The organism is Citrobacter sp. FP75, assembly GCF_018342065.1.
Classification (GTDB): domain Bacteria; phylum Pseudomonadota; class Gammaproteobacteria; order Enterobacterales; family Enterobacteriaceae; genus Citrobacter.
In genome coordinates this window covers 1-17,786 of record NZ_JAFDOE010000012.1, presented here as the reverse complement: position 1 = coordinate 17,786, position 17,786 = coordinate 1, and the positions used below count along the sequence as shown (strand labels likewise).

General features: G+C 53.1%; 22 protein-coding genes and 1 pseudogene. 9 read left to right on the top strand and 14 right to left on the bottom strand.

The genetic code is table 11. The features are described from left to right. Positions 1-27 precede the first annotated feature (27 nt). The 8 genes from JQ822_RS22860 to JQ822_RS22825 all read right to left on the bottom strand — a co-directional run bounded on the left by JQ822_RS22860 (position 28) and on the right by JQ822_RS22825 (position 7,421). Positions 28-2,016, bottom strand: a complete 1,989-nt coding sequence (locus JQ822_RS22860; protein ID WP_053389745.1) for a ParB/RepB/Spo0J family partition protein — start codon at positions 2,014-2,016, stop codon at positions 28-30. 67 nt (positions 2,017-2,083) lie between these two features. Continuing rightward, positions 2,084-2,416, bottom strand: coding sequence for a DUF905 family protein (locus JQ822_RS22855; RefSeq protein WP_077223967.1), 333 nt, complete (start codon positions 2,414-2,416; stop codon positions 2,084-2,086). Positions 2,417-3,232: 816 nt separating this feature from the next. Next, entirely contained in the window at positions 3,233-3,421 is a 189-nt protein-coding gene (locus JQ822_RS22850; RefSeq protein WP_048227667.1) for a hypothetical protein, read from the bottom strand. Between the two features lie 42 nt (positions 3,422-3,463). Then, positions 3,464-3,973, bottom strand: a complete 510-nt coding sequence (locus JQ822_RS22845) for an antirestriction protein ArdA (RefSeq protein ID WP_053389743.1) — start codon at positions 3,971-3,973, stop codon at positions 3,464-3,466. 407 nt (positions 3,974-4,380) lie between these two features. Continuing rightward, positions 4,381-5,160 (bottom strand): hypothetical protein, encoded by a 780-nt coding sequence (locus JQ822_RS22840; protein ID WP_053389742.1) that lies wholly within the window; start codon positions 5,158-5,160, stop codon positions 4,381-4,383. 363 nt (positions 5,161-5,523) lie between these two features. Then, entirely contained in the window at positions 5,524-5,862 is a 339-nt protein-coding gene (locus JQ822_RS22835) for a hypothetical protein (RefSeq protein ID WP_053389741.1), read from the bottom strand. Further along, positions 5,862-6,323 (bottom strand): hypothetical protein, encoded by a 462-nt coding sequence (locus tag JQ822_RS22830; RefSeq protein ID WP_072206635.1) that lies wholly within the window; start codon positions 6,321-6,323, stop codon positions 5,862-5,864. Before JQ822_RS22830 ends, JQ822_RS22835 begins: the two co-directional genes overlap by 1 nt. Positions 6,324-6,677: 354 nt before the next feature. Further along, positions 6,678-7,421, bottom strand: a complete 744-nt coding sequence (locus JQ822_RS22825) for a hypothetical protein (protein WP_053389740.1) — start codon at positions 7,419-7,421, stop codon at positions 6,678-6,680. Between the two features lie 454 nt (positions 7,422-7,875). On the opposite strand from JQ822_RS22825, the gene umuD reads away from it, so the two are divergent. Together umuD and JQ822_RS22815 are read left to right on the top strand one after the other, a co-directional pair. Further along, positions 7,876-8,304, top strand: coding sequence for a translesion error-prone DNA polymerase V autoproteolytic subunit (gene umuD / locus JQ822_RS22820; RefSeq protein ID WP_048227699.1), 429 nt, complete (start codon positions 7,876-7,878; stop codon positions 8,302-8,304). Beyond that, a complete protein-coding gene (locus JQ822_RS22815; protein ID WP_053389739.1) occupies positions 8,304-9,575 on the top strand; it encodes a Y-family DNA polymerase in 1,272 nt (423 codons plus the stop codon). Before umuD ends, JQ822_RS22815 begins: the two co-directional genes overlap by 1 nt. Before the next feature lie 3 nt (positions 9,576-9,578). On the opposite strand, the gene JQ822_RS22810 is transcribed toward JQ822_RS22815, so the two are convergent. Beyond that, on the bottom strand, positions 9,579-9,902 hold the full coding sequence (locus JQ822_RS22810) for a plasmid partitioning/stability family protein (RefSeq protein ID WP_232926361.1): 324 nt from the start codon (positions 9,900-9,902) through the stop codon (positions 9,579-9,581). A 70-nt stretch (positions 9,903-9,972) separates the two neighbouring features. Beyond that, the gene (gene parM / locus JQ822_RS22805) at positions 9,973-10,944 is read right to left on the bottom strand and encodes a plasmid segregation protein ParM domain-containing protein (RefSeq protein ID WP_048227674.1); all 972 of its coding nucleotides are present in this window, start codon (positions 10,942-10,944) and stop codon (positions 9,973-9,975) included. Positions 10,945-11,221: 277 nt separating this feature from the next. On the opposite strand from parM, the gene JQ822_RS22800 reads away from it, so the two are divergent. Both JQ822_RS22800 and JQ822_RS22795 read left to right on the top strand, forming a co-directional pair. Continuing rightward, the gene (locus JQ822_RS22800) at positions 11,222-11,875 is read left to right on the top strand and encodes an AAA family ATPase (protein ID WP_048227675.1); all 654 of its coding nucleotides are present in this window, start codon (positions 11,222-11,224) and stop codon (positions 11,873-11,875) included. Positions 11,876-11,922: 47 nt separating this feature from the next. Continuing rightward, positions 11,923-12,207, top strand: a complete 285-nt coding sequence (locus JQ822_RS22795) for a ribbon-helix-helix protein, CopG family (RefSeq protein ID WP_053389737.1) — start codon at positions 11,923-11,925, stop codon at positions 12,205-12,207. 93 nt (positions 12,208-12,300) lie between these two features. On the opposite strand, the gene JQ822_RS22790 is transcribed toward JQ822_RS22795, so the two are convergent. Genes JQ822_RS22790 through JQ822_RS22775 form a run of 4 tightly spaced genes read right to left on the bottom strand, consistent with a single transcriptional unit; the run spans position 12,301 to position 14,334 of the window. Beyond that, positions 12,301-13,077 carry a site-specific integrase gene (locus tag JQ822_RS22790; RefSeq protein WP_053389736.1) on the bottom strand — a complete coding sequence of 259 codons (777 nt, stop codon included), beginning with the start codon at positions 13,075-13,077 and terminating at the stop codon, positions 12,301-12,303. Between the two features lie 4 nt (positions 13,078-13,081). Continuing rightward, positions 13,082-13,615: a hypothetical protein gene (locus JQ822_RS22785; protein WP_069325153.1), complete on the bottom strand. Its 534-nt coding sequence runs from the start codon at positions 13,613-13,615 to the stop codon at positions 13,082-13,084. Positions 13,616-13,626: 11 nt separating this feature from the next. After that, on the bottom strand, positions 13,627-14,013 hold the full coding sequence (locus tag JQ822_RS22780; RefSeq protein ID WP_053389734.1) for a hypothetical protein: 387 nt from the start codon (positions 14,011-14,013) through the stop codon (positions 13,627-13,629). A 51-nt stretch (positions 14,014-14,064) separates the two neighbouring features. Beyond that, positions 14,065-14,334 carry a hypothetical protein gene (locus JQ822_RS22775; RefSeq protein ID WP_053389733.1) on the bottom strand — a complete coding sequence of 90 codons (270 nt, stop codon included), beginning with the start codon at positions 14,332-14,334 and terminating at the stop codon, positions 14,065-14,067. 614 nt (positions 14,335-14,948) lie between these two features. Here JQ822_RS22775 and JQ822_RS22770 point away from each other — a divergent pair. From JQ822_RS22770 to JQ822_RS22755, 5 genes and pseudogenes are all read left to right on the top strand, one after another. Continuing rightward, the gene (locus JQ822_RS22770) at positions 14,949-15,209 is read left to right on the top strand and encodes a hypothetical protein (protein ID WP_053389732.1); all 261 of its coding nucleotides are present in this window, start codon (positions 14,949-14,951) and stop codon (positions 15,207-15,209) included. Beyond that, a complete protein-coding gene (locus tag JQ822_RS22765) occupies positions 15,209-16,462 on the top strand; it encodes a hypothetical protein (RefSeq protein ID WP_053389731.1) in 1,254 nt (417 codons plus the stop codon). Before JQ822_RS22770 ends, JQ822_RS22765 begins: the two co-directional genes overlap by 1 nt. Then, positions 16,459-17,139 (top strand): DUF6884 domain-containing protein, encoded by a 681-nt coding sequence (locus JQ822_RS22760; protein WP_053389730.1) that lies wholly within the window; start codon positions 16,459-16,461, stop codon positions 17,137-17,139. Before JQ822_RS22765 ends, JQ822_RS22760 begins: the two co-directional genes overlap by 4 nt. Next, complete coding sequence (locus JQ822_RS24535; protein ID WP_274608469.1) at positions 17,136-17,267, top strand: hypothetical protein; 132 nt, start codon at positions 17,136-17,138, stop codon at positions 17,265-17,267. The genes JQ822_RS22760 and JQ822_RS24535 overlap by 4 nt, the downstream gene beginning before the upstream one ends. A gap of 255 nt (positions 17,268-17,522) precedes the next feature. After that, positions 17,523-17,702 (top strand): annotated as a pseudogene (locus JQ822_RS22755) (ArsR/SmtB family transcription factor); the annotation flags it as partial. Between the last annotated feature and the right edge of the window lie 84 nt (positions 17,703-17,786).

The window sequence follows — 17,786 nt, the reverse complement described above, 5'->3', positions numbered from 1 at the left end:
GCCGCCCCATCGGGGCGGCTCTCCATATCAGGCGGCTAATGCCGAGTGGTCAGTTTCAGTCTGGTTTTCTTCAATCGCTTTCGGCTGCGGAGCGCATAACCACGCAGGAACCCAGCAACTGTCTTTCAGACGATCTTCGGCAAGCTCGGCAGCATCGCCCTTCTTCATCTTCGCCGCATCGGACGCTGCCCCTTCCATTCCAGCCTCTTTCAGGGATTCGACAATCTGGTCATGCTTAACGCCTTTGAAATATCCGTCTTTGGTTGGATGCCACCAGTCGCGAAAGTTGAAATCGATCGCAGTCTCCAGCGCGTCAAGTTTACTTCGGGAGGTATGACCGTTATCGCGAGTCTGAACACCGTCAACGGAACAGGCCGTACAAAACGCCATAAGAGACATGAGCACGCCACCATCCAGCGAGAAGAACGAGGTTAAATCCTGTCGCCAGCCCTCTGGCAACAGCGCCTCAAGACGCTCACCTTCGGTCCGGATTGCGGTATATGCTTTACCCTCCTTGCCCGACGGTGCATTCATGGTCTGTGAGTAATGACCTACAGTCACGCGAACACCAAATGGATTATCCTGCTCTCCACGCCCCGTAAAGACCTCAGCACACATACGCCATGCCAGCAGCGCCACGGCTTTGGTTGGCTGGTTCATCAACGCTGCCTGAACAGCAAGCGTCCTTTCAGACGACATTTTCAGCAGTTGCGGCGCGGTAACCCCTTCGGTGATATCTTTTTTTATCGAAGTCACCGCAGGTACAGGATCCTCCCCACTTTCCGTTTCTCCGTTCTCTTTTGTCGGAAGGTCTGCAATACGGCAGACACCGCGCTGAATGACCAGTTCGCCATACTGGTAGCTGACCACAACACCCGCAGAGGCTTTCATCCCATCCGTCCAGGCACGTTGTCCTGCTTCTTCCTGCATACGACAGATTTCGGCATCAAGCTCGTCAGCTTCATCACAGGCACTGTCAAACGTACTAAATTTCTCTTTCAGTTCATCCAGACGCGCCTGTTCTTCATCGGTATAGACGGTTTCTGGTTTTTCCAGCAGCAGGTAGTCTTGCCCGTCCTGACCATAACGACTTACCGTTTCTGGACGACCCATACTCCACGACCAGCCCTCGCTCAGTTCGTGTTGCAGTGCAATCGTGTCCAGTTTTTCCTGTACAAGGCGCTGAACCAGTACGCTGTCAGCCGTTCCAGCCCCCTCTTCCTTGGAAAACAAATCTTCACGAACCACACCGCCAGCGGTTTCATATGCTTCACGACCCACAAAGAGAAAGGCTGAACTGGTAACAGAAATTTCGGTTTCTGTGATCGCACGTTTTAGTAAATGAGCCTGAACAGATCCCCACTGCGCGTAGACGCTGTCAAACACCTGAACCTGACGTTCCTGACTGGATTCAAGGCACAGAGCCTGACACTGCTCAACAGTGATTTCATCCTGTGCCAGCTTATCCAGCAGTGCTGGGGCAAGGTTTGCCAGTTTCAACATGCGCTGAACATGGCGGGAACCATAGCCCAGACCATCACCAATCTGCGCGGCGGTTTTGCCCTGCGCCGCCAGCTTACCAAAGGCCATAATTTGCTCGGCAGGGTGCATCGCCTCCAGTTCATTGTTCTCAGCGTAAGACGCTTCAACAGCCAACTCGTCACTGACACACTTAACCGGAACCTGATAATCAGCACCAATACGTCCCGTCTCGCACAACAGATTCAGTGCGGTGAGACGTCTACCACCTGCAGCAACTCCGGATTTGCCCTCCGGCAGCACGTGAACCACGAGGTTATGCAGAAGCCCGAGGTTTTCAATCGAGTTAGCCAGACGTTTAACACTGTCAGCGGTGTAAGGGATAGTACGCACGTTCAGCGGAGATTTAATAAGATCGGACAGCGGAACGTATGTGATAACAGCGGAATCAAGCGCGCTTTTCAGTTCTGCGCTGATAACTTTATTCTTCGGGTTGGCCTTTTTGGCTGATTTTGCTTTAACATTTGCTACTGACATCGTTATTTCCTCCATTTTAATGATTGTCGCGTTCTGCGGAGGTGCATCTCCGCAGAACACCTTTCGTTTACTGCTGTACTGCCCTGCCGTGACTTTTCAGGTAGCCGTTCAGTACCTGTCCGGCATCCGGCTGGAAATTCCAGACCCGTTCAATCAACTGCTCATGTTCGTCACGCATAACTAACTGAAAATGCGATGACTGATCGTTTTCTAACGTCACATTGGAGTAATACGCAGACACGTTTTTCGCGTCTTCGCGTGTAAAAGCGCCCAACGGAAGCAGTGGCGCAGGAGCATTGACGACTTCGCCATTCAGCAGCGCCGCCAGCGCATGATCCTCAGCCGTAGGCTGCCGTAATGACTCAGGCTGATTCAGAAAATCCTTCAACGATTTGCACATCACAAAACCCCTCTGGTCTGGTTTTCAGAGGCAAAGCCTCTCCTGCCGTCCTCTTTCTGGTGTTTTCACACACTGCGGAGGACCTTTCCGCGAGAGCGTAACGGGCACGGCCCGGTGAAGCTGTCCAGGATTAGCGGGAAATTTATTCCGGCTCGTCCGGAAAAAATTTGCTGATAAAGCCCCGGCGGTCCTGGCCAGCAAGACGGGTTGTGGCGGTATCAGCGACCGGAAAGGCACTCAGCAGGGAATGAACGCAGAGGAAGTGGCGGGAGAGAGCCGGCAACGTCAACAACGTTGCCCCTTACACCCCGGAACGGGGTGCATCGAGCGCAGGAACGGCGCGACAGGGCGGCGCGACCGGAACGGTCGCTGCAAGCCAGCCTTTGACGTTGCGACAGCCTGGGATGGAAACCCGCTGCCCGAAGGTTTACCGGAGGGCCGGGCAGAGACAGCGCAGCTGGCTCGGTGCGAAGCATGACAGCCCCGGTTCCCGAAGGGAAGTCGCCCGGGTAAACCAGCCCGTGGAAAAAAAGTATCTGAAAGCCCCGGTTTTTATCGTTCTGGTTATGGTTCTGGCCACGCGGTCCACGCCCACGCCCACGCCCACGCCCACGCCCACGCCCACGCCCACGCCCACGCCCACGCAGGTCAGCATGTTTCAGAAACGACAGCAGGAAAAGCAGATTTCAGAACTGATTCATTACCGGCTTCACCGGCGGAGGGAATGCGCCGCAGGCGCTTTCCCCTGCCGTCATCCCGCAGGGATGACAGGGTTTTCCCGCGCGCGAACAGGCGGCTCATTGGCCGCCTCCGGGACTAATATTTAACTTTTTGCTGGATAAACTGGCCGCCGATAAAAAGTTGCTCGCGACGAGTCAACAAATCACAAATATCGTCAAGGAGCATTGGCGTCGTTATAGGTCTGAGGCCTAATTCCCTGCGGCGTTCGTTTACCAGAGTTTTGTAGTGTTTCAGAATTTTGCGTGTTTCAGGTGTCATTTTCATAGGGAACCTTTTTCCGGCAGGGTTTCCCCTGCCTTATCTGAATTAGCGACGAAAAACATAGCCATCAATGAAGTTGAAAGTGTCGATAAACAAATCACGGGCAAACGCGTCATAGTCAAAGTAGCCGCGCAGGCTCTCAGGGATAGCCGCCAGCAGGCTGTGTTCGTTCACGTAGTCCACAGCAAAATCTTCTTCGCTCACGGCCTCGCCATAGTAGGCGTCTTCGAACGCGTCAAAGTCGCATTCGCCGCTGTATTCGGCCCACGCGATAAATGCCGCGTCCTTACCTACATCCTTCGCCTGTTTGTAGGCATCGATGAAATCCCAGTCCACAGAGCTTTCAGAGGCAAACTGAGAAGGAATGCCTTCCCAGTCCTGAAACATCAGTTCCGGGTCATGCTCATTCGCGTGGAGCGCGTGGCAGGCTTCCAGAAAGTCTTCTTTCTCGTCGAAATCGGTCAAATCAAACCATTTTCCGGCCAGGCTGCCACAGTTGTATTTGTGATAAGTGCCAACGTATACCGCCGGGGTGGTGGTGCTGATAGTGTTCATGGGTGTTCCCTCCATAGTCCAGGTTATCTGAGTACCGGCTTACGCCGTGCCGACACGACAGCCCGACGAAAAGCGGAGGATGCAAGGTCGGAAGCGGAGGCCGCAGCGCAGATAAAGCAGAGGCGGTCTGGACGGTTTTTCTGCGAATTTTTGAGCAGAAAAACAACGGGAAGAACGCCGATAATCATCAAAAATAACTGCGACCGGGTGACGGTGGAGGTGGCGCCAGCCACGTGCCTTGCATACGCAGCGGTCGGGCTAAAGTGAAGGCACGGCGTTAGCCGCAGACCGCACGAAATCTCATCCCGCGCGCGCCCGTAACAGCGTGGAGGTCGCGCTGGTATAGCGGAGCAGCGCGACATCCGATTCCTGTTCAGAACTGCGGGGCAATCTGCCCCGCCCGTCGGTCACGCAGCAATCCGGATTCCGGAGAATGACCGCATCATCGCGTCAATTTCGACGCGGGCCTCGCTGACCGCATCACGTAACCAGCGGCGCTCAAACCATACGCGTGATGGGCTGTCCGGGTGACGCAGCGCGAACGGTACGTCCGTGACACCAACAACGCGACCGCGACATTCGAGACGGATCTGGAGGCGACGAAACGTTTCCTGCCCGTCGAGGACGGCTTTCAGGCGCGCGTCGAGAGTGTCGTTATCCCACTCGGTATCATCGCTTCCGGCTTCCACTTCAATCACGGAGAGCGTGAAGTTGCGCGTCCGGCGGGTAAACACCAGAGGATCAGCAGCAGGACGCAGGGCTTCTGTCAGGCGGTATCCGGCAGCGGCGACACAGCTACAGACATGGTTGATTTCGTCTCGCAGGGCTTTCAGGAGGCACAGGATTTGTTTTACCGACATCCCGGCAGGACAGTTATCGTATTCCAGCGAAATCGTGCCAGCGTGGGCTTTGCGGTGGCCCAGCGAGTTGCGGTAAAGACGAACAATCAGATCGCTCCCGCCAACTAATGGCAGCAGTTCATTCAGTGCGCTATCCGGCATCAGGCCACGCAGCGCAATTTCAGGCAACAGGCGCAGCAGATCGGACGCCCCCAGTTGGCCATAGAAAGCGACGCCTTCCCCACGCGAATAATTCAGGCTGGTATCGATATCCATCGTGGCTGGCCAGCCACGGGCAACCAGCGTGTTACGGGTGTGACGGTGCATAAAGCGATAAGCGGTGGTCATAGTTTTCTCCTTGTCTCGACGCGGCGACTGCTTCGCCGTGCCGATACGACAGCCCGACGATCCGCGGGAAATGCAAGGGCGGAACCGGAGGCCGCAGCGCAGATAAAAGCAGAAACGGTCTGGACGGTTATCGAGCGAAACCTGAGCGAGAGAACGACGGGAAGAACGTTGAAAAACATAAAAAATTTACTGCGACCGGGCGATGGTGGAGATGGCCCGGCCATGTCCCTTGCATTAACCGCAGTCGGGCTATAGTGGAGGCACGGCGTTGACACCCGCCGCGACACCGGCGCGGCATAAAAAGCGGAGTCCACGACATCCTTATGGCTGATTTGGCGGGCTGACAATGCAGCCCGGCCACGGTTAGCGGGTGAATTCGTCCCAGTGTTCGTTGAACTGATTCTGAACCCGCGGGCTTGTCAGATCACCGGTAACAACCCAGGCATCCAGGAATTTAAGCTCCTGCAGGATAGAACTTTCAACATCATCAAGCAGTGTGATGCTGTTAAACCAGACCGACTTTCCGGAACGATAAGCCCATCGGCAGCCATCACTCTCTTCCAGGCATTCCTGCCACCAGGTTCTCCCCATATAAACAACCCCGGCTTCCGCCAGCGCCAGACTCTCCGCCTGGATCAGGAAATATGCCGGAAACTCAAGATCAGAAACTTCGATATCGACGCCAATCAACCAGGTATTCATTATTTCTTTGCCTCTTCAATCGCCCACTGCAGGTGATCCCAGTTGAAACCGATATTGGCATCATGGCATTCATCAGCGAGTGCCATCGCAGCCTCAATCGTCTCGTTGTCCAGCGTGTTATCGAGCGAAAGGAAATCGTCGGCCAGCCAGAACGTCCCTGTACAAAGTGCATCCAGAGGATGTTGCTGCAATCTGGCAATCATCCCCGATACAGTCATTTCACGACGCCACAGACCAGGTGTCGGGAAAACTGCGTTGGCCACATCAAACCACTCCCAGTCTCCTGGCGGTACCGGCCATTTCACCATTTCGGTCTGAACGCCTGGTAGCCGGGACAGACGCTCAAGGATCTCCCCCAGGGAAAACTTATGGCCACTTACATCGTCACTGGCCAGACAGTGGCCATTGAGAAACACCGCATGCTGGCCATCATCCAGCGTAATACACGTCAGCTTAAACATATTTCCCTCCTTAACCCGGCACCCATCTGCGCCGTGCCGACACGACAGCCCGACGATCAGTGGTTAATGCAAGGGCGCCAGCAAGGCCGGTAGCCGGTAATAGCAGAGGCGTTCCGAACGGGTTTTCCGTGAAAATTGAGCGGAAAACCGACGGAAGGAACGACGATAAGACGTTAAATCACAGGCGGCCGGGTGCAGCTGGCGGCGCAGCTTCCCTTGCATTCACCACAGTCGGGCTATAGTGAAGGCACGGCGCACCCATGCCTGAAGATGGGATAACCAGACGCTGCCGGTTCAATACCGGCAGTGGATGGCTGGGGAGAGATGATGAGCCCCGGTTTCCCGGGGACGTCTTCAGGAAAAGCTGGAGGTTAATTCCCGATCGTGGATGATACGCTGGCGTACCTCGTCAGCCAGAGCATGAAGCGCTTTCAGCGGTAGCCAATGGCGTACTGGCGCTCCCGGACGAATAATGCAAATGCCGGCGCTGCGGTCACCTTCGCGGACCATATCAAAATCACGGTAAATCGCGAGGCCAACGGCAACAACTGCGGCCCCGTGGTGAAAAATTTCTGTCAGCCATAGTTGCTGTTGTTCAGCATCCGGGCGCATCAGCGGCGGCATATCATTCCACGCTTCACCAAAAACCCAGAAGTGGCGTGTCTGGCGCTCAAAAATATTAATCCCTTCATACTGGGCTCCGGTCATGTCGTTAATAATGCCGGCATCAATGAAGATCTGACGGCACAGGACCATCAAATCGGCTTCAATCGCTTCAGTCAGGCCAATACAGATCGGATTCGCCTCCTCAAAATCAACCCGAACACAAGGATCACCTTTCAGGATTTCGCCGCTGACGCTTGCACACAGGTTGAGATCACTGCACATCTGCTGCAGGCCATGGACCGCACGGGTATCAAGATGGCCACGTGAAGCAATCGCCGGCAGCATCGCCATAATAGATTCGGTAGTGACATGGCCCGAAATAGTGAAGCAATAACAGTTTGCATCAGGCTGGACAACGACTGACGACGGCCAGTTGTTTTCTGACAGGATCTGACGGCTGCGGGTTGGTGCAAGAGTCATATAAAGATTCATAGGGTACTCCTTCGTTTGATTTACCGGGCTTCTTCTGCCGTAGCTTTTACGTACGGGAGGATATCTCCCGCCATAAGCGACAGGCGGCAACGTGCCATCAGGCAAAAATCAAGTTCCGGAGGCAAAGCCGCAGCGCAAGCGACCAGAGGGAGTGCGAACGGGTGCAGCAGCAGGCGACTTTATTTTTGCCGGCACGGTGCAACTGTTTAAGCGATGGCTGGAGATAATCTGACTGCAATAGAGCAGCAAAGTGACTTCATTGGATATACCCACATCGTTATCCCCCGATTCTGTGGATAAGTAACCCAGCTCTCAACGAGTGCAAGGTACCACATCACCGGTGGAGTTTTTCCAGGAACTACAGAGGGTTAAAGGCAGCAAAAAATCAATACTTGAAAGTGTCTTCAATAAGGCAATAATACTGTATATGCAAACAGTGTTATTTGAGGTGGTTATGTTTGAGTTTATACGTGCTGACAGCAATCCAGAGTTGACGCCCATCCCTCTCTATAGCGATCGCTGCCAGGCTGGGTTTCCCTCACCGGCCCAGGACTACGTGGAGGCCGAATTAGACCTGAACCAGTACTGTATATCGCGGCCCAGCTCAACCTACTTTGTACGAGCTATCGGCAACTCGATGACCGACATCGGCCTGCATTCGGGCGACTTGATGATCGTCGATAAAGCCGAACAGGCTCAGCACGGAGACATCGTCATAGCTGAGATAGAGGGAGAGTTCACGGTTAAGAGATTGCTGCTGAGGCCACGGCCTGGACTGCAGGCGATGAACCCAGCCTACCCAACTCTATGGCCAGACCCGGAGAACCTGCAGATCTTCGGTGTCGTGACGGCATTTGTGCACAAAACCCGGGGACATGATTGATGTTCGCCCTGGCTGATGTGAACAGCTTTTATGCGAGTTGTGAGAAGGTCTTTCGTCCTGACTTACGTGATAGACCAGTGGTTGTTCTTAGCAATAACGATGGTTGTGTTATAGCCAGATCTAAGGAAGCGAAGCGGCTTGGAATCAAAATGGGGATCCCCTGGTTTCAGCTAAAAGCAATGCAGTTCCCGGAGAAAGTCCTAACGTTTTCCAGTAATTATGAGCTGTACGCAAGTCTGAGCAACCGGGTCATGGCACATCTGGAAGAATTGGCGCCCCGCGTTGAGCAGTATAGTATCGACGAAATGTTCCTGGATATTCGCGGCATCGATGGCTGTACTGACTTTGAAGATTTCGGACGGCAGCTGCGCGAGCACGTCCTAAGAGGAACCGGACTGACAATTGGTGTCGGGATGGGACCGACAAAAACTTTAGCAAAATCAGCACAATGGGCTTCTAAGGAGTGGCCGCAATTTGGGGGCGTGCTGGCCCTGACTACTGGCAATCTCCGTAGGACAGAGAAACTGCTCTCACTGCAGCCAGTGGAGGAAATCTGGGGGGTTGGTCGCCGCATAGGCAAAAAGCTGAATACATACGGCGTGACAACTGCGCTGCAGCTGGCGCGCATGAACCCTGCCTTTGTACGCAAGAACTTTACCGTGGTGCTGGAGCGGACAGTACGCGAGCTGAACGGTGAGGCCTGTATATCTCTTGAAGAGGCACCGCCCGCAAAGCAGCAGATTGTCTGCAGCCGATCATTCGGAGAGCGCATCACGACTTACGAAGCGTTGCGACAGGCTATCTGCCAGTACGCCGAACGCGCGGCTGAAAAATTGCGGGGAGAACATCAGTTCTGCCGGCACATATCGGTCTTTATCAAAACCTCCCCTTTCGCAGTCAACGAAGCTTATTACGGCAACGTGGCCAGTGAAAAGCTTCTAGTGCCTACACGCGACACCCGAGACATCATTAATGCCTCAGTAAAAGCCCTGGACTGTATCTGGCTCGACGGGCATCGATATGCAAAGGCTGGAGTAATGCTGAATGACTTCACCCCTACGGGAGTAGCACAGTTAAATCTTTTCGATGACGTTAAGCCGCGGGAATGTAGCGAGGAGCTAATGAAAGCCCTGGATGGCATAAACCATTCAGGGCTCGGGAGGGTATGGTTTGCTGGGCGCGGAATAGCGCCGGACTGGCAGATGAAAAGAGAAATGCTGTCGCCGGCATACACAACTAAATGGACTGATATACCGTGCGCCTCAATTTGAGTATCAGAGAAAGCTCTTCATTTTTTCTCGGGCTTCTTCCAGTCGCTGCTGCTCATCATCCTCTACGACTTCGGGCTTGATTGCAGGGGTAAACTGCCCAGCTCCCAGTTCCTGAAGCACTGAGCGAATATCAGCCTGCGTAGGTTTCCATCCGGTGGTCTGGCTGAGCAGCCCGGTCAACTGGTCAGCTGTAAACTCCTTGTTCAGCATCGCGGCCAGAAGCGCGGGTAATCTAGGATCCAGTTGCTGCAGAGCCATTCCGGAAATAAACGCATTCCGGAACAACTCGCCCCGGGTAGAACGGGGAACGGCTTCAATGACTTCCAGAGCCTGTCTGTCTGCATCCTTCTCAGGATGCAGATATAACGTGAATTTTTTCCGTTCCTCACTCACTTCATTACTCCCCTTTAAATACGGCGATCGCTTCTACCAGTGCGGTCTGTGGAGAGGCCATCATAACCACTTTCGGGCCCAGATGTTGCCATGCCGCCTGGACTGCCGTTTCGATAAGCGGTGCACCACCACCGACAATATAAACCCGGTTTACATGACGGAAATCGGCAAGGTCATCCACCACCCGAGCCCCCAGACTGGCGATTGCGCTTTCAATGGTATCCATCACCAGTGGGATTTTGCTCTCGTCATTAATCACCTGACGGACAAAATCCATATCGTGGCGGTGTTTTATCAATTCATCAGCCACCATGGCACTGGTATCACTTGAAGCCATACGAAGCGCACTGAGGGCACTCTGAGTGACCATTGACACACCAATATCCGAATTACCATGAATGGCACTGACCGCATCAAACTGCCCGACAATGACGCCAACATCTAGAGTCGTCCCGCCAAGGTCGATTACCAGCGATTTCTCGTAAGGCCCGACACTGTCTTTTACCAGACGGGTAAACACGGCAGGCAGGGATTCCGGCATAACTTCAACGTGTTCAATACTGAACGTCTCACCTTTATTCAGTTTTACCGGCCGCATAAGGTTGTCGATCTTGCGCTGAATGTTGAGCTCATTCTTCTGGCATTCTTTTGTATAGAACTCACTGATAGGCAGTGTCACCGTCAGTGAAACAGCCTGTGGCTTCAGCCCGCTGTTAAGTAATGCATGATGTACAGCCAGAACATTCACATCCGTGTACTGATACTCAATATGAGTCGTCAGGATGGACTGATTGCTGACTTCATCATAGGTGTACTTCTTGCCATCGAGCTCATAGTTAAAAGTCTGTCGATTTCCCAGCCCCTCTACCTTCCAGCCGGTACGGAACGAGTTCGCAGATACTGACGTCTGCAGCTTTTTCCCGGCATACCAGGCAAGTTTTACGTTTGTTGATCCGTCGTCACAGAAAATATTCATTGTCATTCCTTAGCCCAGATATCGATAACACTCAAAGTGAGTATTAACAATTATTCTCACGGCAGTGCAACTACTCACTTTGAGTCCCTTCGAACATGATAATATCAAAACAAACTCATAATCAAATCATTTGAACATCGAAAACACATTATTTTAATATTACTTTAATATCATACTGAGTTGAGGTAACTTTCACCAAAAAGCATCGCTATCGGTTGACATGACAGCCAAAAAAACTATCATCATGATATTGTTTTAATATTAAAAAGGGATTGCAATGATACTTACGATAGCTAACACAAAAGGTGGCGTAGGTAAGTCTACGCTCGCGGTCAACATTGCCGTAAAAAGAGCCCTTCAGGGGAAAAAAGTTTGGTTAGTCGATGGTGATAAACAGGGTTCGTCGCAAACAGCTATTTTGGTTCGTTCAGAGGACGGTGTTGAGCCAGGTATTGCTTGCTCGCATTACCCTGAAGGTCCGGTATTAAGGAGCCAGGTTTTACAACAGAAAGATAACTTTGACGATATCATCATCGAATGTGGGGGCCGAGACTCCACTGCTATGAGGGCAGCTCTGACAATCACAGACGTCCTTTTAGTCCCTTCAGCACCGGGAAGTTTCGAAGCTTGGGCTATGGATGCCAACGCCGAACTAATCAAAGAAGCGCGGAGCATAAGAGATGGGTTGGTCTGCTATTCGCTTTTGAACAAAGCAGATACTCAAGCCAGATCCTCCTACAACAGAGATATGCTGGAAATGATGGAAGAGTACAAAGAGGACATCCCAATCCTCGACAAAGTCATCTATCAAAGAAAAGTCTACGCCAATGCTGCAGGCAGTGGAAGGACCGTGAGTGAACTGAAATTACGTTCGCATGAAAAGATTGCAGTGCAAGAGCTAGATACTCTCATATCAACACTATTTGAATAGTTAAATGCAATCAAAATAATATTAAAGTAATGTATAGGTGATATGAAATGGCGCTCCAAAAAAAACCCAAAAACCAGCAATCTGTTTCAAATAATGAGGCAGTAGAAAACTTCATAAACTCAGCCCCCGATGCAAAACTCCCCGCGTCGAAGGGAGTTGTTAAAGGTAAAAAACAGCAGATCACAATCACGATGGACCCTGAACTGATTAAGCGTATAGATGAAGCAGCTGCAGAGAACGGGCAATCGCGCGCTGCTTTCATTAATATGTCATGCATAAACATACTGGACTATGGTTTGCAAATTGCTGGCAAGAAGAAAATCAGCGACTAAAAACATTAAAACACAATGAAAGCAATTTCAATTTGATGTTGTTTTAATATTAAAACAACATCAAATCAATCTTTTCTGAATCTTACTGCTATCTTAGATTTTTTTTATCATCGCAACAGCCTCAGCCCCGGACATCTGAAACTGTACCCGGTGCCGTGCCGCCACATCGAGTGCAAACACCTTCGTGTAGACCTCCGTTGAACTGATACTCTTATGCCCCATCAGACTCTGCAGCACCTTCAGCGGAATACCGTTGTACAGCATATGCATGGCATAGGAATGCCGAAAAGTATGTGGAGTCACCGCTACCGAGAATGTCACACCGTCGGCCGCAGCGGATTCAACCGCTTCACTCAGCCAGGTTCTGACGGTGCGGTCCGTAATTTCCCAGATGCGTGCTTTCTCTGTTCTGCCAGTACGTTTATTTCGGCGCTCGAGGGGAATTTTCAGCGTGGCCACCATCATCTCCAGCTGACTGACGTACTGTTTATCTGACAGCGGCACCAGGCGATGAGCCTGGCTGCCAGCAGGCATTCTTCCTGCTGTTCTGGCCGCCTTTTCTGCCCGCTGTTTCAGGGTGGCCAGCTGCACAAACGGGTAGGGTGGCGCCAGCGAAAAATCACTCCGGGTCAGCGCCAGCGCTTCGTTAATGCGCGCGCCGGTATTCCACAGCGTGGCCAGCAACATCTTGCGGTGCAGATCGGGGACATAATGGAGTAGGGCGCTTACTTCCGGCGCCAGCAGATACTTCGGCAGTTCGTCCTGGACGATCGCCATCTGACGCAGGGCCAGAGCCGCCGGGTAATCGATGGCCACAGGTAGCTGTGCTGCAGGAACATTGGTTTGAGTGACCGGCATGAGATGACTCATTGCTTTAACACCCCGGAAAATCTGAAGGGCCGATAATAAACATCACCAGGCCGTCGCGGCAACGTTCAAGCTCCGCCTCACTGGCAGAAGAAGACAGCCTGTGCAGGTTCGCGGGGGTCGCGTCCAGAGGATATAAATCCTGGCTGAACAGCGACAGATTATCTTCACTGCATGTGAGACCTGCCGCTCCCAGATACCGGGAATAATCAGACAGTATGGACCGGCGTTCTGCTTCAGGCAGTGACTCAAAATACCCCAGATACTCATCAGTAAAAGCAGAATCGGCGATCCCCCTGACCACGCCGGCCATTTCCTGACAGATATCCAGCTGCAGCACCGCCGCAGGGAAGATATCCTCCCGGTGTCCGCCACAGGATGCGGAGGCCAGCCGCCACTGACGGTTGGTGCTGACCGGTACTGTCCGAGTCGACGCAAGCACCAGGACCGGCAGTTTACCCGTCCACGTTTCAAAAGGTTCGTCAAAATAATCAGCAGGAATATCGGCAAGAGCCATTCCATCCCATGTTGACACTGTCATGTTGCTCCTCGTTATAGTTTATATGCGGCGGGTAACCAACCGGGAGCCGGCGGCAGCGGAGAACAATTCCAGGGATGTTGCGCTGCCAGTTCCTGAATATCGTCGTCATACAGCCCAGTCCCGCCAAAATCAAACGCCGGCCAGCGCTGGCAGGCATAGCAGTAGGCCAGAAAACCCTCATCCCGCTTCCGGGTCAGCCAGTACACCCAACTGATGGCGTAAATGTCCTGCGAGTAAGCCCCCCAGGCCACAAAAAACGCAAAGCGGGTCCAGTGGGCCAGTTCGGGGTAAAGTGGACGCATGGCAGCCAGTTCATTCAGCGTCTGCTGGTCAAGACTGAAATCCTGCTCTTCCGTGTCGGTAACAAATGTCTCCAGATCAAACTTAAACTTTTCCATCCAGTGTTCCTTTATTATTGAGAAATCCCGCCTTACCCTCTGTTAATGCTTCTATCTGAAGCTTGCCCAGAAGTCAGGCCGAATGTCATACAGCATTGTGTCACCAACATCAGCCAGCTTTTCATCAAATTCCCCCTTATCGGGAAGACAACCATCCTTGACATCAGAAACGTCGCTTAACTCTCTTAGATGCCAGAATTCGCAGTCTGGCTCCTGGATAGCAATAACAAAACCGTATGAATTCACCAGGTAACGCGGATTAACCGGATATTCTAAATCCCTAATCCATAATGGAGTGCTGTTTGGGATACCAAGAGCCATTCTTATTTCCAGTAATGTCCTGTTACCAGTTCGACCAGCAGTACATCGTTTACACATAAAATAGTCACTCAGAGTAATTATTACGGGCGGCAGATCTGTCTGCGCACAACCCTGCGTCTGTCACCCGGATGATTTTCCCCTGCCGTCATCATTTATAAGAGGATAATGAGCAGGCATATAGCCACGCCGTTAAATTACCGGATGGCCGTTTCGGTGTGATCCGATTTATTGCGTATTTAACAGTTTCCGGAAGTGTACCACGCACACGAAATAAGCAAAGCGGCAATATCTGCCCCTGCGCGACGGATCACGGGGAAGGGGATAAACACAACATATAGAAGAAAACGCAGCTGATGGCATGGCACATGTTGTGTTTCTGCGCCGCTGCGCGCCGGAGGCCGGAGAGAAGATCCGGAACAGACAATTTTCGGATCTGCACGGTGGGAAACCCGTAAAGAATATGATAATTAAACAAAATACATAAAATCATATCAGATTTGATATTTATCATTAATCATATAACCATATCTAATATGATTATTGCACACAGAGTAGAAAATCACTCATGATATGATTTTTTTACTCAAGCGACATTTTCAGACGGAGCGTGCAGGATGGATGAGAAAGAAGTGAATTTTTCACTCAGCTATGAGCAACTGACCCGGATAGCGGAAGAACGTATCCGTGAATGCGAGCTGGACAGCCAGGGCGCCAAATACATCAGCGAATCGAGTAAGGCCAGCACCCTTCTGGGATTCTGGTATGAACTGGCCATTACTGGTGCGCCAATGAAAAATTACGAACAAACCAAAGCGCTCATCGACGCCGATCATCAGCGTCTCAGAAAGCTCATCTGGCCAGAGACGGATAAGTAATGACTAAGACACGCCGACCATCGCCGCTGCAGCGGCGGGTGCTGATTGTGCTGGCCGCCCTCGATGCGAAACGTCCGGGACCGGTGGCCACGCGGGATATTGAGCGGATGCTGGAGCAGGGCGGGGACGCCCCGGTGTACGGGCCGAACCTGCGCGCCTCCTGCCGGCGTATGGAGGCCGCAGGCTGGCTGCGCACCCTGCGCGCCCCGAACCTGCAGCTGGCCGTCGAGCTGACGGACGCCGGCCGTGCGCTGGCCGCTCCGCTTCTGGCTGACGAACAGGCGCGTGTCCTGGCGGAGCAACGCACGACGGAGATCCGGGTTCTGCCCCTGGTCCGGATAAAACCGGTATACGAGTCTGACAGGTTCGGTGACGACCGGCCGGTGGAGCTGGACGGTCGCTGGCACCTGGCGTGCCGGGGCGACTACGTTATCCGTCTCGACGGCACCACCTGCCTGCAGCTGTGGAACACGGCCGGGCAAGTGATGCGACAGGAAGGCGACCCCCTGCAGGTGGCTGAGTGGTTACAGGCCTGTCACGATGCCGGCATTGATATCCGCCTGCAGATCAACGAAAGCACCGCGCCGGAACAGGGTACACCTTCACTGAAAGGGGCTGAGTTTCCCGGCGGGCAGGCTGCAGACACGACGGAAACCTGGTACCGGTACCTGCTGAGGGCACTGCGACAATACGATGTGCAGGGGCTGTCCGCCACAAACCCGGAGCACCTTAACGCAGTGAAGCCCGGCAGGCGTAATAAGGAACAACCGCTACAGGAACGTTTTCTGGCACTGGCGAAAACGGTGGAAGGGACCCCTGGTGCCCTTCGTTCGGATCGGTATGAAGAGGATGCCGGCCCGCTGCTGACAGAGTTGCTGGACGGATTCGGGTTCACGCCGGACCAGGCTTCCCGCCTCATCCGCCTTATCCGCTGGCCGCTGATGAGTCAGGAAGAATATGACCGGCGCGAGCTGAACAGCCTGCTGGATGAACTGGAACAGCGACAGCTGTACTGCAACCGCGAGCAGCTGACTGAGATTGTGTTTTCACCGGTCCGCCAACCCGGCGAGCGCTGGACTGACCGTCTGCAGTGGCTCCTGATTACAGACGGATTCGGGTTCTGCAGTCCGCTGTCCCGTGACGCAGGCGCCCGGGCGTTGGCGATCCTGGCCGGCTACACGGGGCAGGAGGTGGCGGAACATCTGGCCACGGTGATCGTCTGGAACAACCACAGCGCGGGGACGCCGTCATGAGCACAGGCAACGTCCATTTGATTGTAACCTGCACGCGCCGCAAAACCGTGCCTGCAGGTGATGCGGTCTTTCCGGATGAACGTGACGTGGAGAGAGCTTACGGGCTCTGGATGGAAAGACTGGCGCAGGCCCGTCGCGGATCGCCCCCCATGACCGCCGGCGAACTGTATACGGGCCAGCACTGGTGCAGGGCAGTTGCAGCTGCGGCGCGAAACGGTGCCGAAATGTGGGTGATTTCAGCTGGCCTGGGGCTACTACATGCCTCTGATCCCGTGGTCCCGTATGAGGCGACATTTTCCTCGATGCCGTTCTGCCATCGCACTCACTGGGAACGACTGACAACACGTCCACTTTCGGAACGACGGTGTACCTCCCTGAAAATGCTGATGCAGACAAGGCCTGACGATCGGTTTGTAGTGGCGGCCTCCCCAGTATACCTGCGTGCCGTGGAATCAGACCTTCTCGCGGGAAGGTACACGCTACGAGCACCTGAACAGTTGACGGTTGTCACCTCAAAAGGCTATCAGGGCAGCCTGAAGGACAGTGTCCGGTATACGAGCGCAGGAATGATGAAGGGGCTGAATACCAACATGACAGGATTAAATATTAGTTATGCCGTGCAGTTGATTGGTAATGAGGAAGATCGCAGCAGAACAGCACATGAGGTATATGCATGATCCGCCTGTTATGTTCAATAGTTATGATCGTTCTGACGTTTTCTGCCAGCGCGGATGTCAGCGGCAGGGTTGTGCGCGTGCTGGATGGAGATACCGTTGAGATTCTTGAAACAGGGAACGGGGTCTGAGGTCCAACCATGCGAAAAACCACGTTAAGAAAGCAACCTTCTGAAAAGGCGACGTTTATCAGTTTTTTTTCCGGCCATAAAGGGGGCGGAAATTATTCCCTGCACGGGTATTCGCAAGGATTTCGGTAGTGCTCTGGCTCTGCCCCCCATAACCTGGCGGACAGAGCATGATTGGGAAAGCGGTACCCTCACGGCAGAAACGATTGACGCAGGCTATATTTCTATTATTCTGGAAATATAGATAAAGGAGGTATTATGGATTTAAACACTGCTGCAAACGCACTTCGAGAACTGGGCCACCCGACACGTCTCAGCATATACCGGGAGCTGGTCAGGGCGGGTCATGAAGGCCTGCCGGTTGGCGAACTGCAGAAGCACCTTGAGATTCCTGCCTCCACGCTCAGCCATCATCTTTCAGCGCTGATATCCGCTGGACGGCACTGTTGCAAATAGTCGGTGGTGATAAACTTATCATCCCCTTTTGCTGATGGAGCTGCACATGAACCCATTCAAAGGCCG

What these genes read in the sequence shown, in the direction of transcription:
- JQ822_RS22860 (WP_053389745.1), bottom strand. Translation starts at nt 2,016, where the DNA reads ATGTCAGTAGCAAATGTTAAAGCAAAATCAGCCAAAAAGGCCAACCCG.
- JQ822_RS22855 (WP_077223967.1), bottom strand. Translation starts at nt 2,416, where the DNA reads ATGTGCAAATCGTTGAAGGATTTTCTGAATCAGCCTGAGTCATTACGG.
- JQ822_RS22850 (WP_048227667.1), bottom strand. Translation starts at nt 3,421, where the DNA reads ATGAAAATGACACCTGAAACACGCAAAATTCTGAAACACTACAAAACT.
- JQ822_RS22845 (WP_053389743.1), bottom strand. Translation starts at nt 3,973, where the DNA reads ATGAACACTATCAGCACCACCACCCCGGCGGTATACGTTGGCACTTAT.
- JQ822_RS22840 (WP_053389742.1), bottom strand. Translation starts at nt 5,160, where the DNA reads ATGACCACCGCTTATCGCTTTATGCACCGTCACACCCGTAACACGCTG.
- JQ822_RS22835 (WP_053389741.1), bottom strand. Translation starts at nt 5,862, where the DNA reads ATGAATACCTGGTTGATTGGCGTCGATATCGAAGTTTCTGATCTTGAG.
- JQ822_RS22830 (WP_072206635.1), bottom strand. Translation starts at nt 6,323, where the DNA reads ATGTTTAAGCTGACGTGTATTACGCTGGATGATGGCCAGCATGCGGTG.
- JQ822_RS22825 (WP_053389740.1), bottom strand. Translation starts at nt 7,421, where the DNA reads ATGAATCTTTATATGACTCTTGCACCAACCCGCAGCCGTCAGATCCTG.
- umuD (WP_048227699.1), top strand. Translation starts at nt 7,876, where the DNA reads ATGTTTGAGTTTATACGTGCTGACAGCAATCCAGAGTTGACGCCCATC.
- JQ822_RS22815 (WP_053389739.1), top strand. Translation starts at nt 8,304, where the DNA reads ATGTTCGCCCTGGCTGATGTGAACAGCTTTTATGCGAGTTGTGAGAAG.
- parM (WP_048227674.1), bottom strand. Translation starts at nt 10,944, where the DNA reads ATGAATATTTTCTGTGACGACGGATCAACAAACGTAAAACTTGCCTGG.
- JQ822_RS22800 (WP_048227675.1), top strand. Translation starts at nt 11,222, where the DNA reads ATGATACTTACGATAGCTAACACAAAAGGTGGCGTAGGTAAGTCTACG.
- JQ822_RS22795 (WP_053389737.1), top strand. Translation starts at nt 11,923, where the DNA reads ATGGCGCTCCAAAAAAAACCCAAAAACCAGCAATCTGTTTCAAATAAT.
- JQ822_RS22790 (WP_053389736.1), bottom strand. Translation starts at nt 13,077, where the DNA reads ATGAGTCATCTCATGCCGGTCACTCAAACCAATGTTCCTGCAGCACAG.
- JQ822_RS22785 (WP_069325153.1), bottom strand. Translation starts at nt 13,615, where the DNA reads ATGACAGTGTCAACATGGGATGGAATGGCTCTTGCCGATATTCCTGCT.
- JQ822_RS22780 (WP_053389734.1), bottom strand. Translation starts at nt 14,013, where the DNA reads ATGGAAAAGTTTAAGTTTGATCTGGAGACATTTGTTACCGACACGGAA.
- JQ822_RS22775 (WP_053389733.1), bottom strand. Translation starts at nt 14,334, where the DNA reads ATGGCTCTTGGTATCCCAAACAGCACTCCATTATGGATTAGGGATTTA.
- JQ822_RS22770 (WP_053389732.1), top strand. Translation starts at nt 14,949, where the DNA reads ATGGATGAGAAAGAAGTGAATTTTTCACTCAGCTATGAGCAACTGACC.
- JQ822_RS22765 (WP_053389731.1), top strand. Translation starts at nt 15,209, where the DNA reads ATGACTAAGACACGCCGACCATCGCCGCTGCAGCGGCGGGTGCTGATT.
- JQ822_RS22760 (WP_053389730.1), top strand. Translation starts at nt 16,459, where the DNA reads ATGAGCACAGGCAACGTCCATTTGATTGTAACCTGCACGCGCCGCAAA.
- JQ822_RS24535 (WP_274608469.1), top strand. Translation starts at nt 17,136, where the DNA reads ATGATCCGCCTGTTATGTTCAATAGTTATGATCGTTCTGACGTTTTCT.